We start from the raw sequence: 14,510 nt of genomic DNA on the forward strand, positions 1-14,510 counted from the left end.
AGAATGCCACAACGTGATGCAGCAGTATGTCCAGTCCAGATGCCGGAAAATGCGGCGGCAAAGTCCTTGAACGTGAACTCAGCGCGCTGACGCTTGCCGGGGCGGATCTGCTGGATGCGGTGGAAATGGCTGGTCCGGCAGGCCGGTTCGCCAGGTTGTTCTTCAGATCGGGAACACCGCGCGACACTGCCGCTGCCATGTTCTCGCAGGGGGAAACGGTCCTGCACAACTTCGGCGGCGCACCGGTTTTGGATCTCCCGACTGGCAGCATCCGAAGTATCGCAAGTGTTCCGGCTGGCGGCGGTCAGCAGCAGATCCCGCTGCACCCTGACGAGACCGGCTTGTTTGCCGGGCAAAACGTTCTGGCTGCGGTCCGAAACGGTGAAACCGCTGCAACGGCAGCGGCATGGCTGCGGTTCCATGTTTCACAGCATGGAATGCAAGGGGCCGTCATTTTCGACCGGGCGCAGCCAAAGGACAGCCAGTGCTTTGTCCGGGAACTGCAGGAGCTTGCCAGCAGCATTCCGGGGCTGGACCAGGTTGTGGTTGTGCATTCCAAACTGCCCTTGGGCAAGGCAGGGCTGCCGCCAGAAGCGCACCCCTTCAATGTGCCGGGCGCACCGGGCAAGGACCGGATGGAAGTTCCGCCCGCGGATCCCTGGCAAGCACCGCTGGGGGAGTTCCTAATTTATGAGATCCTGCGTGCGCGTTTCCTGGCGCGGGCCCGTGCGGTGGCCAACATCGACCTGTTCGATCTGCTGCCCCCCGGCGATGGGCCGAGCGTGTTTGACCGCGCGGAGGCCGCGCCCACGGGCTGCCTGCGGCTGGGCGGGGTGCAGGCCTATCCCTGGCGAGTGCGCAAGGGGGATGAACCCGCCTTTGCCGATCACATCTGCACCCAGTTCGACGCCTCCGGGCTGCGGCCGCGCTGGTGCCTGGCGCCGGCCAAGGCGGGGAAAAACTGCATCTGGCGGCTGATCCGTGTGGTGGGGGCGGATCCCGATCCTGAACAGGAAGCACGGTTTTACCGCTGTATGGCCCTCCGCCACCCTGCAGACACCGTCTCGAAGATCGTTCCGAAAACCAGCCTGGTCGAAACCCCGGAACTGCTGGAGCTGGCCACCGGGTATTTCAACGCCAAACCTGTCCGCATTCCTGAGGAGCATGCGATCAAGCGCTCTGGCGGCAAACCCAAGACAACCATCGTTACCACTATGAAGAACGAGGGGCCGTTCATCCTGGAGTGGCTGGCTTATCATCGGATGATCGGTGTGGATGACTTCCTCGTCTACACTAATGACTGCACTGACGGCACTGACACCATGCTGCAGATGCTGCAGGAAAAGGGCATTGTGCAGCACCGTGAAAACCCGTTCCGGGGCACTGATCTGAAGCCGCAGCACGCAGCGCTGCAGGCGGCGGACGAGGAACCGGTCATCCGGAACGCCGACTGGCTGGTCTGCATGGATGTGGATGAATTCATCAACATCAAATGCGGTGAGGGGCGGCTGGCGGATCTGTTCGAGGCGGCTGGCGATGCCAACATGATCTCGATGACTTGGCGGCTGTTCGGCAACAACGACGTGCGCGATTTCACCGGCGGTCTGATCACGCGGGAGTTCACCCGCTGCGCCTTCGAGGTTACCCGCAAGCCGCATCAGGCCTGGGGTTTCAAAACGCTGTTCCGGAACACCGGCATCTTCAAGAAACTGGGCGTGCACCGGCCCAAGGGGCTGAAGCCGCAGCTGTGGGAGGATATCCGCTGGGTCAACGGGTCCGGGCAGGAGATGCCGCGCGAGATGTTCCGCAACGGCTGGCGCTCCTCGATGAGCACCTATGGCTACGATCTGGTGCAGCTCAACCATTACGCGGTGCGCAGTGCTGAGAGCTTCCTGGTCAAGCGCGACCGGGGGCGGGTGAACCACGTCGACCGCGACCAGGGGCTGTCTTACTGGTTCCGCATGAACAACAACGCGGAGGAGGAGCGCTCGATCCAGCGGATGATCCCGGCGCTGGAGGTGGAGATGGCGCGGCTCTTGGCGGACCCGGATATCGCTGCCGCGCATGAATATTCCTGCCGCAAACACCGCGATAAGATCGAGGAACTGAAGACCCGGGACGACATGCTGGAACTTTTCCGCGAGCTGACCAGCGGCAAGCTGTGCAAGCTGTCCCGGATGCACGCGCATTTCGGCGCCAATGTTTTCCTCAGCGGCCCCGGCGTGATTCCGGATGAAATTGCCGAAAAGGAACCGGGCAGCGATTTCTGGTTCACGGTTGAGCGCGGCGAAACCACACATTGAGTTTTCTGGCGCCCGGCAGATTGACAGGCCTTCCAGCGGCAGGGTAATTTTCGTTAACAAAAAGGCGCGGTTAGGCAGCCAATGTATCGGGTAGAAAAGGGGCAGCTATCATGGCACTTCCGGCCATTGCGTCATTATGGGTCGGCCCTGAGCTCAGCTGGCTGGAACAGCTTTGCCTGAAGTCCTTTCTCGACAACGGTCATGAGGTGATCCTGTTCACATATGATGAGGTCAGGGGCGTGCCGGATGGGGTGCAGATTGCTGACGCCAACAGCATTCTTCCCGCGGACCGCATCATCCGCCATGCCAAGACCGGCAGTCCGGCCTATCACGCAGACGTCTTCCGCCTGCACATGCTGCGCCAGACTGAATATGTCTGGGCGGACACCGATGCCTACTGCTGCCAGCCGTGGGACATCAGCGGCAAGCATTTCCACGGCTGGATCTCCGACAAGAAGCCGATGGTCAACAATGGCGTGCTGCGGCTGCCGAAAACCTCCAAGACGCTGAAGGCGATGCTGCGGTTCACCAGCGACGAATACCCTGTCCCGCCCTGGTACAGCGCGGAGAAACAGGCGGAACTGCAGGCGCTGAAGGATGCCGGGAAGGGGGTGCATGTCTCGCTTCTGCCATGGGGCGTCTGGGGACCGGACGCGCTGACCTGGTTCCTGCAGGAAACAGGCGAGATTTCGCATTCTCGCCCCGGCCATGTGATCTATCCGGTGCCGTTCAAACAGGCCGGGGTGGTGCTGAACCCGAACCGCCGCAACCAGGCCAGCAAGCATATCCGCAGCGATACGCTTTCGATTCATTTCTGGGGGCGCCGGTTCCGCAATATCGCGGCAAAATACGGCGGTGCCCCCGCCGAGGGCTGCTATGTGCACGAGCTGCTGGCCAAGCACGGCATCAGCGCAGAGGAAACCCGCCACCTGCTGCTGCCCGCCCCCGGAGCGGAACCGCCAAAGGCAGAGCCGATTGATCCGGCCACGCTTGATTTTTCGATGTTCAGCGACAGGGACGTTGCAAATATCCTGTTGCAACGCACCGAGCTGGCAAGATCAGGCCAGACAATCAGGGACTGGCTGGCGGGCGGTGAGCAACTGCTGCTGGACGAAGCCCGGGAGCACCGGAAGCACATCCTGCATGGCGCGCTGCGTATTGCCGAGCGTGAATGCGCTCATTTCCGGCAAGCCGCCGATGGCATCGCACCCAAGCGGGTTGCCGACATCGGCTGCGGCTATGCGTTTTCCAGCCTGCTGATGCACCGCCGCTACGGCTGCAGCATTGCACTGGTTGAAATCGAAGAAAGCAGCGGCCGGCACTTCGGCTTCCAGGGGGACGCCGCGGGTTACGCAAGTCTGGAAACCGCCCGGGCATTTCTGGAAAAGAACGGTGTGCCGCCGGCGAAGATCGCGGCCTGCAATCCAAAAACCGGGGACACTGCCGCGCTTGGCACGTTTGACCTGGTAATCAGCCTGGCGTCCTGCGGGTTTCATTATCCCGTGTCAACCTACGAAGACTTGTTCCGCAATCAGGTCAGCAGCGGCGGCGGCATTGTGCTGGACATTCGCAAGGGCTCCGGCGGTATTGCCGAATTGAAAAGCTTCGGTACCGTCGACGTGCTGGCCAAGCATGGCAAATACTCCACCGTGCTGACCCGCAACGGGCCGGTGCATTGACAGTTAACCGGGCTATTAACCTTTTGCATGTATTGTATGGCGGAGCAGCGCCTCTGAGGTTAAGCGCTTGCCAATTCCAGCTTGCGGGGCCTGCGGGCCGTCCGGCCTCTGAAAGGCAGTTGAATACCAATGCTGAGTGACATTCTCGACTTCGGAACCGTGTTGCCTGCGCTGGATGCGGACGAAGTCGTTACGGTTGCCGATATCAACGGCCAGGCGCCGGAGCTGTGCATCCTGCTGCACCAGCGCTACGGCTGCAGCGTCGATCTGGTCAGCCTCGACCGCAAGGGGCGTCCCAAGCCAGTGGATGAGGCGCAACTGCAGGTCTGGCTGACCCGGCTCGAACAGGGCGGGGTGGATAGGGACGCGATCCGGATCGCAGAAGGCACAGGTGAAAACCGGCAGTATGACGTGATCCTTGCGCTGAACAGTTTCGGTGTCCGCCACAAGATCCAGAACATCAAGCCGATGCTGGACAGCGGGCTGCATCCGCTGAGCCGGTTGGTGATCGAAATCCGCAAAGGGTCCGGCAGCTATCCGTTCCTCAAGGCCTACGGCAGCTGCAATACGCTGCTGCCGCCGGAGGCGGACCGCAACGGCTTAGCAGTCCTGTCGGCTGAACCGCAGGAGGTGCTTCCACCCTCAGGGGAATGGTCCAATGTGGCCCGCCAACTGGCAGGCAAAGAGGGCTTTTTTGATGAGATGGAGGAGCATTCCTTCCTGTTCATGCCGCGCGGCAGCACGCTGGTTGTCACTTTTGATAATCTCGACATTGCGATGACCAAGCGGGACGACCGGCGGCCCTGGGGCTTCAGCTTCATCGAGGCGCAGGGCTGGTCGATGCTGGGGGTGATGGCCAACGGCTGGACCTGGTTCCGCCATCAGGAGGTAACCCGCAGGTTCGAGGAGCTGCGGGACAGCGGGTTCTTTGCGCAGTTTTCCCGCGTGGTGTTCTACGGCGCCTCGATGGGCGGCTATGCGGCGGCGGCGTTTGCCGCGGCGGCGCCGGGCTCCACGGTGTTTGCAATCAGCCCGCAATCCACGCTCGACAAGGCAGTTGTCCCTTGGGAAATGCGCTACAAGAAAGTGTGGGGCCGCGATTTCTCCGGCCCCTTCGGCGATGCGGCGCTGGCCAGCCAGGACGCAGGCGATGTGCATATCATGTTCGATCCCTATGTGGCGCCGGATGCCGCCCATGCGGCCCGGTTCACCGGTGCCAATGTCACGTTCTGGCGCTGCCCGCTGCTGGGGCACCGGCTGGGCTCGTCGCTGCAGCAGATGGGCGTTTTGCAGGAAGTTGCCCGCGGCGCCATTTCCGGGGAGCTGACCCCGCACCGGTTCCACAGCCTGCTGCGCAAGCGGCATAGCTTTCCCCGGTTCCAGCGGGAGCTGGCCAACCTGGCGCTGGATCGCGGTCATCCAGACCTTGCGAAACAGGTCTGCGCGTATATTTTGCGCCAGCGGGACGACCGGTTCTTCCGCCGGATGAAGGAGCGGCTATGACCTGCGCATATGGCCCTGCGGCAAGCCGCCGTTGCGCTGCTGAGCACAAAACGGGCAGAGGCTGGACGGAGCGATGAGCCAGGCAGAAACCGAAATGCGCGACATTTCCCTCGCCTTCCATGTCGGGGCGCCTAACACCGATAACGGTCAGCTGATCTGGTCGCTGCGCAAGGATGCGCAGCCGCTGCTGGAGCGCGGCGTCATGATCCGCCGCCCGGGCACCTATATGGCGGCGCTGAACAAGCTGCTGCGGAAGCAGGATCATGAGTTTGTCACCGAACAGGAACGGGAGGCGCTGCTGGCAGGGCTGGTCAAGGGCCAGGATGTCTCCCGGATCATCCTGATCAATTCCGGCTTTCTGGGCGTGCCGGGCTGGATGCTGAACGGCGGGCGGCTGTACCGCAATGCGGGCAAGAACACCGCGGCCTTGCGCAGCCTGTTTCCCGGCAACCCGTGCGAATTCTTCCTGGGCCTGCGCAACCCGGCCACCTTGATCGGCCCGGTGTTCAAATCCCAATCCGGCAGAACCTGGCAACAGTTCGCGGCCGGCACGGATTTCCTGAGCCTGCGCTGGTCGGAGGTGGTAGAGGATATTCAGGACCGCAACCCGGGCTGCCGCGTCACTGTCTGGTGCAACGAGGAAACCCCCGTGATCTGGCCCAGCATTCTGGGCCATGTAACCGGCCTGGGGGAGGACTTCCGCTTCAGCGGCGAGCTGGACATCACCCGCGGCATCATCTCAGAGACGGGATATGAGCGGCTGGAGACCTATCTGGCGAGCCGCCCCGGGCTGTCAGAAGACCAGCGGGAGCGGGTGCGCGCCCTGTTTCTGAGTTACTTCCACGACGAGGCGGAGATTGAGGAAGAAATCGACCTTCCCGGCTGGTCGCAGGCGCTGGTGGACGACATGAGCGAGACATACACGGCGGATGCTGAGCTGATCCGGCAGATGCCGGGGGTCACTTTCCTGTCCTGAGCGCCGCCCGGCCGTAAAGCGGCTTCATCAGGATGGCGGTCAGATACATCGGGATCTGGTAACAGCCGAGGAAGATCAGCAAAGGATCGGTGGTGGCTGCGGGCAGGGCGATCAGAAAAAGGGCGAAGTTCCGGTTGCCGGCGACGACGGAAACTGGCACCGCGCCACTGCCCGCACGGCGGCGCAAGACGGCAAACACCAGTACCTGCAGGCCCAGGTTGGCAGCCAGGGCAAAGCCCAGCCATTGCAAAACCAGCAGCGGGTCCGTCCGCAGCGCCGGTCCCAGCGCAGCCATCAGCCCCACCACAATCACCGCCAGCGCAATCACGGTCAAACCGTCGATGGCTCTGGCCTGGTCCTGGCGCATCTGCGGCAGCGTCAGGCGGCGCAGCAAGAAGGCCGCCGTTACCGTCAGGCCAATTGCTCCTATCAGCCGACCGGCAGCGTGCATCACCTCGCCCAGATCGCCAAGGCCGGGCGCCAGCAGGAACACCGGGATTACGGTCAGCGGCATCAACGCCGTCCCGGTGATCAGCAGGCGGAAGGCCGGCTCCGGCGCATGCCCCATCAGTACGGTGATATTGGGGCTGCCGGTCACCGAAGGCGCGCTCAGCATCAGGATCAGCGCCACGGCGGCGGGGGTTTGCGCGACGCCGAGCAGAGAGGCCGCTCCCAGTGCCAGCAGCGGCAGGCCCATCTGCAGCAGGGCAATGGCCTTGAGCGTGCCGATGCCGTCCGCCAGCCCGCCTGCTGCCCTGCGCAACCCGATCCGGTAGGCGTTCAGGAACAAAAGCCCGGCCACCATCTCCGGCAGCCAGGGCTGGAGGGCCGCGGCGAGGCCTGGCAGCAGCAGCCCGGCCAAAAGCCCCAGGACCAGAGCGGCCCGCCCGTGCCGGGCGGCAAAGGCGAGCGCTTTCATCATAGGTCTAGACCGGTCCAGGCCTGAGGTTGTTGGGCAGGTAGGTCGCCAGTTCCGGGAAGGCGATCAGAACAAACACCATCAGCACCATGATCAGGAACATCGGGATTGCAGCGCGGGCGATATAGCTCATCTCGTGGTGGGTCATGCCCTGCATCACAAACAGGTTGAAGCCGATCGGCGGGGTGATCTGCGCCATCTCGACCACCACCACGATGAAGATGCCGAACCAGATCAGGTCGATGCCAGCCTGGCGGATCATCGGCTCCACCACCGCCATTGTCAGCACCACCGAGGAGATGCCGTCCAGGAAGCAGCCCAGCACGATGTAGAACACCAGCAGCACCATCAGGAGCTCGAACCGGGTCAGCTCCCAGCCCGCGATCAGATCGGCCAGCCCGCGCGGCAGGCCGGTGAAGCCCATCGACAGCGACAGGAAGGCTGCGCCCGCCAGGATCAGCGCAATCATCGCGCTGGTGCGGGTGGCGCCCATCAGGCTTTCGGTAAAGGTCTTCCAGTTCAGCGAGCCCTGCGACAGCGCCAGCAGCAGCGAGCCGATGACCCCGAAGGCGGCGGCTTCGGTCGCTGTGGCAAAGCCCAGGTACATCGACCCGATTACCACCATAATCAGCGCAATTACCGGCGCCAGAAAGCGGGAGTTCTTCACCTTCTCGGCAAAGCTCAGCTTGCTTTCCTGGTCCGGGTTCCAGTCCTTGCCCACCTTGGAGTAGATCGCCACGTAGCCCATGAACATTGCCGCCAGCACCAGGCCCGGCAGGATGCCCGCAAAGAACAGCTTGGTGATCGATTCATTGATGGTGACGCCATAGACGATCAGTGTCAGCGACGGCGGGATCATCAGGCCCAGGGTGGCCGCGCCGGTCAGGGTGCCGATCACCATGCGCTCCGGGTAGTTGCGCTTGCGCAGTTCCGGGATCGACATCTTGCCAACCGTGGTCAGCGTCGCGGCAGAGGAGCCGGAGACCGCGGCAAACACTGTGCAGCCGACGATGTTAGTATGCACCAGCCCGCCGGGCAGGGGCGCCATCCAAGGGGAGAGGCCCTTGAACATGTCCTCCGATAATCGCGTCCGGTAGAGGATTTCGCCCATCCAGATGAACATCGGCAGTGCCGTCAGGGTCCAGCTGGAGGAGGCCGACCAAACCGTGGTCAGCATGACGTCGCCGACGGGGCGGGTGGTGAACAGCTCCATGCCGACCCAGGCCACGCCCATCAGCGCCAGACCGACCCAGACGCCGGTGCCCAGAAGGGTGAACAGCACGAAGAGGAAGAGGATGATGACTGAGATGTTTTCCATAGGCCCTTACTCCGCGTGGCTCTGATCTTCGAGATCCCGGTTGATGCGGTGGTCGCCGCGGAAAATCACGTGGATCAGGTGGTCGGTGAGGGCGATGGCCAGGATGACCGCTCCAATCAGCATGGCGCTTTGCGGGATCCACAGCGGCGTGCGGTCCTGCCCCTGGCTCACGTCGTTGAACTTCCAGCTCCAGTAGACAAAGCGGTAGGCGTAGAAGCAGAAGTACCACATCACCGCGGTGCCGATTCCAAAGCACCAGATCTCCAGCACCCGGCGAAAGCGCTCAGGCACCGCATTCAGCAGGATCGACACCCGGATATGGCTGCCGCGGTTCAGCGCATTGGCAAAGGCCAGGAACGAGGCCGCCGCCATCGCGTAACCTGCGTAATCCGGCGCGCCGGGAAAGACCTCTCCGGTCCAGCGGGCCAGCATCTGGACCACGATCAGCCCCAGAATGGCAATCAGGCAGAGGGCGGCCAGCACCCCCGCCGCAAGGTAGAGAAAATCCAGTCCGGAGCGCAGCCCCCTGAGCACAGTCATAGCATCCCCATCGGCATATTTTTATGAGAATACGGGCGGCACCTGCCGCACCGCCCGCATCATTTGAGAGTGATCAATCGGCGTGGAAGGCTTCGACGATGGCCTTGCCCTCGTCACCGGCCGCTTCCAGCCATTCATTGGTCATGGTGACGCCGATTTCCTTCAGCTCATTTGTCATCTGTTCAGATGCCGGCCCCACGGTCATGCCGCCGTCACGCAGGCCCTGCAGGGTAAAGCCGGTGTATTCCTTGGCACGCCAGTTGCCCGCATATTCCGCCAGCTTGGCGCAGCCCTGGATCACGTTCTTGTTGGCGTCCGAGGTGCCGCTCCAGACGTCGGAGTTCACCATCACGTAGTTGCGCGGCAGCCAGGCGTCCACTTCGTAGAAATAGTTCAGGCTTTCCCAGACCTTGCGGTCATAGCCGGTGGAGCCGGACGACACCATCGAGTCCGCCACGCCGGTGGCAAAGGCCTGGCTGATCTCTGCCGCCTCGATGGTCACCGGCAGCATGCCGGTCAGCTCGGCCAGGCGCGAGGTGGCATTGTTGTAGGAGCGGAACTTGATGCCCTTCATCTCGGCGACAGAGTTCACTTCATTTTTGAAATAGAGGCCCTGCGGCGGCCACGGCACGGCATAAAGCAGGGTCAGGTTCTGCTCAGCCAGCAGTTTTTCCAGCGCCGGCTTGGCGGCTTTCCACAGCTTGTCGCTGTCATCAAAGGAGGTTGCCAGAAACGGGATCGAGTCAAATCCGAACAGTGCGTTCTCGTTCTGGTGGCCGGACAGCAGCCGCTCGCCGATCGGCGCCTGGCCGGTCTGGATGGCGCGCTTGATGTCGGCGCCCTTGAACAGTGAACCCGACGGATGGGTCTTGATTTCGATCTCGCCGCCGGTGCCGGTGGTCACGCATTCGGCAAACTCGGCGCCGGTGGCCGAGTGGAAGTTGGAGGCCGAATAGGCCATCGGCATGTCCCAGACCTCGGCCGCGGCGGGCAGGGCGGCAGCCGCGGTCAGCGCGGTGGCGGCCAGCAGTTTGGTCAGTTTCTTCATGGTCTTCTCCCTGTGTTTAGTCACGGCCCCTTATGAGGCACTGGTTCAAGTTCAAATCGCATAGCGCGCCGGGTCATAGGCGCTCATATCCATGTTCGGGGTGCGGCCCGAAATCATCTGCGCCAGCAGGCGCCCGGTCTTCGGCCCGCCGGTGAGGCCGATGTGGTGGTGGCCAAATCCGACAAAGGCACCTGACAGCCCCGGCACCTCGCCGATAACCGGGATCGAGTCCGCAGGCGCGGGGCGGAACCCCAGCCATTCCTCTTCGTGCTTCCAGGTGACACCGGGCAGGATTCGCCGCGCGTTCCTGCGCAACAGCTCTAGCGGCCCCTTCGACGGCCCGGCCTCCAGCCCGCCGAATTCCACAATGCCCGCAATCCGGATCCGTCCCTCCATCGGGGTCACCACGCATTTGGCTGCTGCCACCATGACGGGGGCCTTGGGCATTGCCGAAGGCTCCCACAATTCAAGATGATAGCCGCGTTCTGCTTCCAGTGGTACGGAAATTCCCAGTTTATCGGCCAGCGGTTTAGACCAGACACCCGTGGCCACCACCACCGCGTCGCAAGCGATGGTCTCGCCGCCCGCCCGTACGCCGGTTACCTTGCCGTTCTCGCGCGCAACATCGGTCACAAAGGCCTGGATCATCTGGCCGCCGTTTGCAGTGACATGGGCCGCCAGATCCTTCACATACTGGCCCGGGTCGGAAATGATCCCGTGATCCTTCAGCCGGGCGGCAAAGCCGAATTCTTCGGCGTAGATCCCGTCATAATCGCGGAAATCGGCCCCCTCCAGCTCATCCCAGCGGAAGCCGTGCTTCTTGCGCAGCCCCCAGCCAAAGGCGTCATCGCCGAAATGCGCCCGGTCGTTGTAGATGAACAGATAGTCCGAGGGTTTCAGATGCCGCTCCGCCGCGGTGCCCGCCGCCAACGCCTGGTGATCCGCCAGCGAATCCCCGACCACCGGCGCCAGGGCCGCGGCGATGCGCGCGGTGTCCACGGCATTGGCATGGCTCATGTATTTCATCAGCCAGGGCGCCAGCTTGGGCAGGTAGCCCCAGCGCATGAACAAGGGCTGGTTCGCATCCAGCAGCATCTTCGGCGCCTTCTTCCACAGCCCCGGCCCGGTGACCGGCACGATAGAGCAGGAGGCCAGAATGCCGCCATTGCCGTGGCTGGTGCCTTCGCCCGGCCCCTTGCCGTCGATCAGGATCACCTGATGCCCGTCGCGCTGCAGCTCAATCGCTGCCGAGACGCCGACAATGCCGGCGCCGATGATGGCAACGGTTTTCTTAGGCTGGCTCATGCCGCGACCTTCTTGGAGACCGCATAACGGTCCAGCTTTTCCACATCCGGCCTGAGGCCCAGCCCCGGCCCGTCCGGCACCACCACCTGGCCTTCTCTGACCTGGAACGGCGTCTCCAGAATGTCCTCCTTCAGGAAGTAGCTTGCTTGATAGAACTCGCAGCCCAGCCGGATCTCGGGCGTTGCCGCAATCATGTGGGTGCCCGCCAGATGCGCCAGTCCAGCCTCGAACATGTCGCCGCCATAGGCCGACAGCCCGTTCGCAGCGGCAATGCGCGCCACCGTCTGCCCGCGGCTGAGGCCGCCTGATTTCATGATCTTGACCGAAACGCCGTCGCAGATGCCTTCGCGCGCGGCCCGCACCATGTCCTCCGGGCCAAAGACGCTTTCGTCGGCCAGCAGCGGCACATCGATCATCCCGCGCAGCTTGGCCATCATGCCGAAGTGATGGAACCGCACGGGCTGCTCGATAAAGTCCGGTTTGAACTCGGCCGCGTCGCGAACCTGCGTAGGCGCGTCCTCGATGCTGAGGCCCTGGTTATAGTCCACCCGCACCCGGAATTCGGGGAAGTCCTGCGCGATCCGCTCCAGCCGCATGATGTCAAAGGCGTGATCCTTGAACCCGGTCTTCAGCTTGATCAGCCCCACCTTGTCGGCCCGCAGCCGGTGCAGAAGATCCACGTCCTTCCCGAAATCCGGATCGGCAATCGAACAGCTGAGCGGAATGGTATCGCGGCACTTGCCGCCCAGCAGCGCCCAGACAGGAACTCCGGTGATCCGGCCGGTCAGATCCAGCAATGCGGTTTCCAGCGCTGCCTTGGCCTCGGTGCAATGGGCCACCGCCTTGGCCGCATCCTCCATGATTGCTGCGCGGTCGGCCACCCGGCGGCCCTCCACCAGCGGGCGGATGTAGCGGTCCAATGCCGCAAGGCTTGCTTCCGGTGTGCCGGTGAACACCGACCAGGTCGAGGCTTCGCCAAACCCTTCGGCGCCGCCTTCGCTGCGCAGCCGGACAATCACAACTTCGCAGGAGCCCTCAACAGACCCGATCCCGTGGTCGCGGCGCGACATCACGGGCAGCGCGAGATGCCACAGGTCCATCCCGGCAATCTTTTGTTCCAGCACTTCGATCTTCCTCCCAGGTGCGGGAAAAGCCTGCCTTGACGGGAGCATCATTACCAATACAAAGAATTGGACAAGGTATCATGAAAAGTGATGAGCTGACATGTCTCTCCGTTTCCGCCAGCTGCAGGCCTTCCACGCCATTGTCGAAACCGGCACCGTCACCGGCGCGGCGGAGCAGCTGGGGATCTCCCAGCCCGGCATTTCCAATCTGCTGTACCAGCTGGAACGCCAGACCCGCCTGAAATTGTTCGAACGCAGCAAGGGCCGGCTGATCCCTACGCCGGAGGCGGGCGTGCTGTTTCAGGAGGTCGACACAGTGGTGCGCGGGCTGGACCATGTGGCGCAGGCGGTCACCGACCTGCAGAACAAGCAGGCGGGCCAGTTGCAAGTTGCGTCTCAGCACTCCATGTCCTTTGGCTTCATGCCCGCGCTGATCGCCCGCTTTGCCCGCACCCGCCCGGATATGTCGATCTCCTTCCAGGCGCAGTATTCGCTGAAGATCCAGGAGTGGGTGATCGCTGGCCTGTTTGAGATCGGCGTCTGCGAGATGCCGCTGGTCCACGACGGGCTGGAGGTGCACCCGGTCAGCGTTGAAACCCGGCTGGCGATGCCTGCGGACAGCCCGCTGGCAGATCACGAGGTGCTGACACCGGAGCTGCTGGAGGGTGTGCCCTTCATTGTCATGGGGCCGGACCACATGACCCACCGCCGCACTCGCGAAGTCTTTCAGCAGGCAGGGATCCCGCTGAAAACCCGCGTTCATTCGCATATGTTCAAGAACCTCCTGAGTTTTGTGCAGGAGGGGATGGGGGTTTCGCTCCTCGACCCCTTCGTACTGGGTTTCGAGAGCGGCGGCGGGTTTGTTTCCCGCCCGTTCCGGCCACGCATCATGATGGATATGGCGGTGATCACGTCCAAGTCGCGGCCGCTGTCAGCGGTAGGGCAGGAGTTTCTCGCGCTGCTGAAACATGAGCTGGCCCCTTATTCGGCAAGCGATTCCTGATCTCCTTCTGAAATTGTATGCAACTTCGAATTCAATCTTGCCAAGGGCCGGGCGCCGCCGTACCTTGCTCCGCGGATTGAACAAGCGGCGGGAACATGGCCAAACGCGAAAGCAATGTGGACCGGGTCTATGAGGCGCTGCGCCGGATGGCGGCGGATTTTGCCTTCAAGCCCGACCAGCGGATCAACGAAAGCGCCTTGTCCGAAGTGCTGGGCGCCAGCCGAACCCCGCTGCGCGAGGCGCTGAACCGGCTGGTGGCCGAGGGGTTCCTGACCTTCCAGAACAATCGCGGATTCTTCTGCCGCCCGCTGACGCCAAGCTACATCATGGACCTGTACGAGGCCCGGGTGGCGGTGGAATGCGAGGCCACGCGGCTGGCCTGCACCCGCGCCTCGGATGAGGATATCGCGGCACTGGCGGATTACCTGAACCGGATGGAGCCGGAATACGAAAGCGCCACCGACCCGGAGGCGCTGCTGGCAATGGACGAAAGCTTCCATGCCCGGCTGGCGCAGCTCTCCGGGAACAGCGAACTGCAGCGCATCCTGAACAACCTCAATGGCCGGATCCGTTATATCCGCCTCATTGACCTCAAACGCATGCGTGACCGGGCAGGGGGCAAGGCTCCTGGTGATATCTCGGCCCACCGCCAGATCGTCGAAGGCCTCGCTGTCCGCAACACGGAGGCCGCGGTAGCGGCCATGCGCAGCCATATCGAGAAACGCCGGGAGGAGGCGACGGAGGCTGTCCGCATCGCCTTTTCCCAGCTTTATGTCCCGGACGAGTAGGGGA

At 63.0% G+C, this 14,510-nt stretch carries 12 protein-coding genes; 6 read left to right on the top strand and 6 right to left on the bottom strand.

Annotated elements, in window-relative coordinates:
• The first annotated feature begins 26 nt into the window (after positions 1-26).
• The 4 genes from AC58NV_RS08735 (at position 27) to AC58NV_RS08750 (ending at position 6,461) form a co-directional block, all read left to right on the top strand.
• Complete coding sequence (locus AC58NV_RS08735) at positions 27-2,303, top strand: glycosyltransferase family 2 protein (RefSeq protein ID WP_497226779.1); 2,277 nt, start codon at positions 27-29, stop codon at positions 2,301-2,303.
• Positions 2,304-2,413: 110 nt separating this feature from the next.
• Positions 2,414-3,982: a class I SAM-dependent methyltransferase gene (locus AC58NV_RS08740; RefSeq protein ID WP_497226780.1), complete on the top strand. Its 1,569-nt coding sequence runs from the start codon at positions 2,414-2,416 to the stop codon at positions 3,980-3,982.
• 129 nt (positions 3,983-4,111) lie between these two features.
• Positions 4,112-5,485, top strand: coding sequence for a hypothetical protein (locus tag AC58NV_RS08745; protein ID WP_497226781.1), 1,374 nt, complete (start codon positions 4,112-4,114; stop codon positions 5,483-5,485).
• Between the two features lie 73 nt (positions 5,486-5,558).
• The gene (locus AC58NV_RS08750) at positions 5,559-6,461 is read left to right on the top strand and encodes a hypothetical protein (protein ID WP_497226782.1); all 903 of its coding nucleotides are present in this window, start codon (positions 5,559-5,561) and stop codon (positions 6,459-6,461) included.
• Here the strand turns inward: AC58NV_RS08750 and AC58NV_RS08755 are convergent.
• The 6 genes from AC58NV_RS08755 to AC58NV_RS08780 all read right to left on the bottom strand — a co-directional run bounded on the left by AC58NV_RS08755 (position 6,445) and on the right by AC58NV_RS08780 (position 12,715).
• Positions 6,445-7,383 (bottom strand): hypothetical protein, encoded by a 939-nt coding sequence (locus AC58NV_RS08755; protein ID WP_497226783.1) that lies wholly within the window; start codon positions 7,381-7,383, stop codon positions 6,445-6,447. The genes AC58NV_RS08750 and AC58NV_RS08755 overlap by 17 nt on opposite strands.
• Positions 7,384-7,387: 4 nt before the next feature.
• Positions 7,388-8,698 carry a TRAP transporter large permease gene (locus tag AC58NV_RS08760; RefSeq protein WP_174145527.1) on the bottom strand — a complete coding sequence of 437 codons (1,311 nt, stop codon included), beginning with the start codon at positions 8,696-8,698 and terminating at the stop codon, positions 7,388-7,390.
• Between the two features lie 6 nt (positions 8,699-8,704).
• Positions 8,705-9,238: a TRAP transporter small permease gene (locus tag AC58NV_RS08765; RefSeq protein ID WP_497226784.1), complete on the bottom strand. Its 534-nt coding sequence runs from the start codon at positions 9,236-9,238 to the stop codon at positions 8,705-8,707.
• Positions 9,239-9,311: 73 nt separating this feature from the next.
• On the bottom strand, positions 9,312-10,286 hold the full coding sequence (locus tag AC58NV_RS08770; protein ID WP_497226785.1) for a TRAP transporter substrate-binding protein: 975 nt from the start codon (positions 10,284-10,286) through the stop codon (positions 9,312-9,314).
• A 51-nt stretch (positions 10,287-10,337) separates the two neighbouring features.
• A complete protein-coding gene (locus AC58NV_RS08775) occupies positions 10,338-11,591 on the bottom strand; it encodes an NAD(P)/FAD-dependent oxidoreductase (RefSeq protein ID WP_497226786.1) in 1,254 nt (417 codons plus the stop codon).
• The gene (locus AC58NV_RS08780) at positions 11,588-12,715 is read right to left on the bottom strand and encodes an enolase C-terminal domain-like protein (RefSeq protein ID WP_497226787.1); all 1,128 of its coding nucleotides are present in this window, start codon (positions 12,713-12,715) and stop codon (positions 11,588-11,590) included. The genes AC58NV_RS08775 and AC58NV_RS08780 overlap by 4 nt, the downstream gene beginning before the upstream one ends.
• Before the next feature lie 100 nt (positions 12,716-12,815).
• On the opposite strand from AC58NV_RS08780, the gene AC58NV_RS08785 reads away from it, so the two are divergent.
• Positions 12,816-13,718, top strand: a complete 903-nt coding sequence (locus AC58NV_RS08785) for a LysR family transcriptional regulator (RefSeq protein ID WP_497226788.1) — start codon at positions 12,816-12,818, stop codon at positions 13,716-13,718.
• 95 nt (positions 13,719-13,813) lie between these two features.
• Positions 13,814-14,506: a GntR family transcriptional regulator gene (locus AC58NV_RS08790; RefSeq protein WP_497226789.1), complete on the top strand. Its 693-nt coding sequence runs from the start codon at positions 13,814-13,816 to the stop codon at positions 14,504-14,506.
• The last annotated feature ends 4 nt before the right edge of the window (positions 14,507-14,510 follow it).

The organism is Leisingera sp. ANG49, from assembly GCF_059694505.1.

What these genes read in the sequence shown, in the direction of transcription:
- AC58NV_RS08745 (WP_497226781.1), top strand. Translation starts at nt 4,112, where the DNA reads ATGCTGAGTGACATTCTCGACTTCGGAACCGTGTTGCCTGCGCTGGAT.
- AC58NV_RS08755 (WP_497226783.1), bottom strand. Translation starts at nt 7,383, where the DNA reads ATGATGAAAGCGCTCGCCTTTGCCGCCCGGCACGGGCGGGCCGCTCTG.
- AC58NV_RS08775 (WP_497226786.1), bottom strand. Translation starts at nt 11,591, where the DNA reads ATGAGCCAGCCTAAGAAAACCGTTGCCATCATCGGCGCCGGCATTGTC.
- AC58NV_RS08760 (WP_174145527.1), bottom strand. Translation starts at nt 8,698, where the DNA reads ATGGAAAACATCTCAGTCATCATCCTCTTCCTCTTCGTGCTGTTCACC.
- AC58NV_RS08765 (WP_497226784.1), bottom strand. Translation starts at nt 9,238, where the DNA reads ATGACTGTGCTCAGGGGGCTGCGCTCCGGACTGGATTTTCTCTACCTT.
- AC58NV_RS08750 (WP_497226782.1), top strand. Translation starts at nt 5,559, where the DNA reads ATGAGCCAGGCAGAAACCGAAATGCGCGACATTTCCCTCGCCTTCCAT.
- AC58NV_RS08785 (WP_497226788.1), top strand. Translation starts at nt 12,816, where the DNA reads ATGTCTCTCCGTTTCCGCCAGCTGCAGGCCTTCCACGCCATTGTCGAA.
- AC58NV_RS08790 (WP_497226789.1), top strand. Translation starts at nt 13,814, where the DNA reads ATGGCCAAACGCGAAAGCAATGTGGACCGGGTCTATGAGGCGCTGCGC.
- AC58NV_RS08740 (WP_497226780.1), top strand. Translation starts at nt 2,414, where the DNA reads ATGGCACTTCCGGCCATTGCGTCATTATGGGTCGGCCCTGAGCTCAGC.
- AC58NV_RS08735 (WP_497226779.1), top strand. Translation starts at nt 27, where the DNA reads ATGTCCAGTCCAGATGCCGGAAAATGCGGCGGCAAAGTCCTTGAACGT.
- AC58NV_RS08770 (WP_497226785.1), bottom strand. Translation starts at nt 10,286, where the DNA reads ATGAAGAAACTGACCAAACTGCTGGCCGCCACCGCGCTGACCGCGGCT.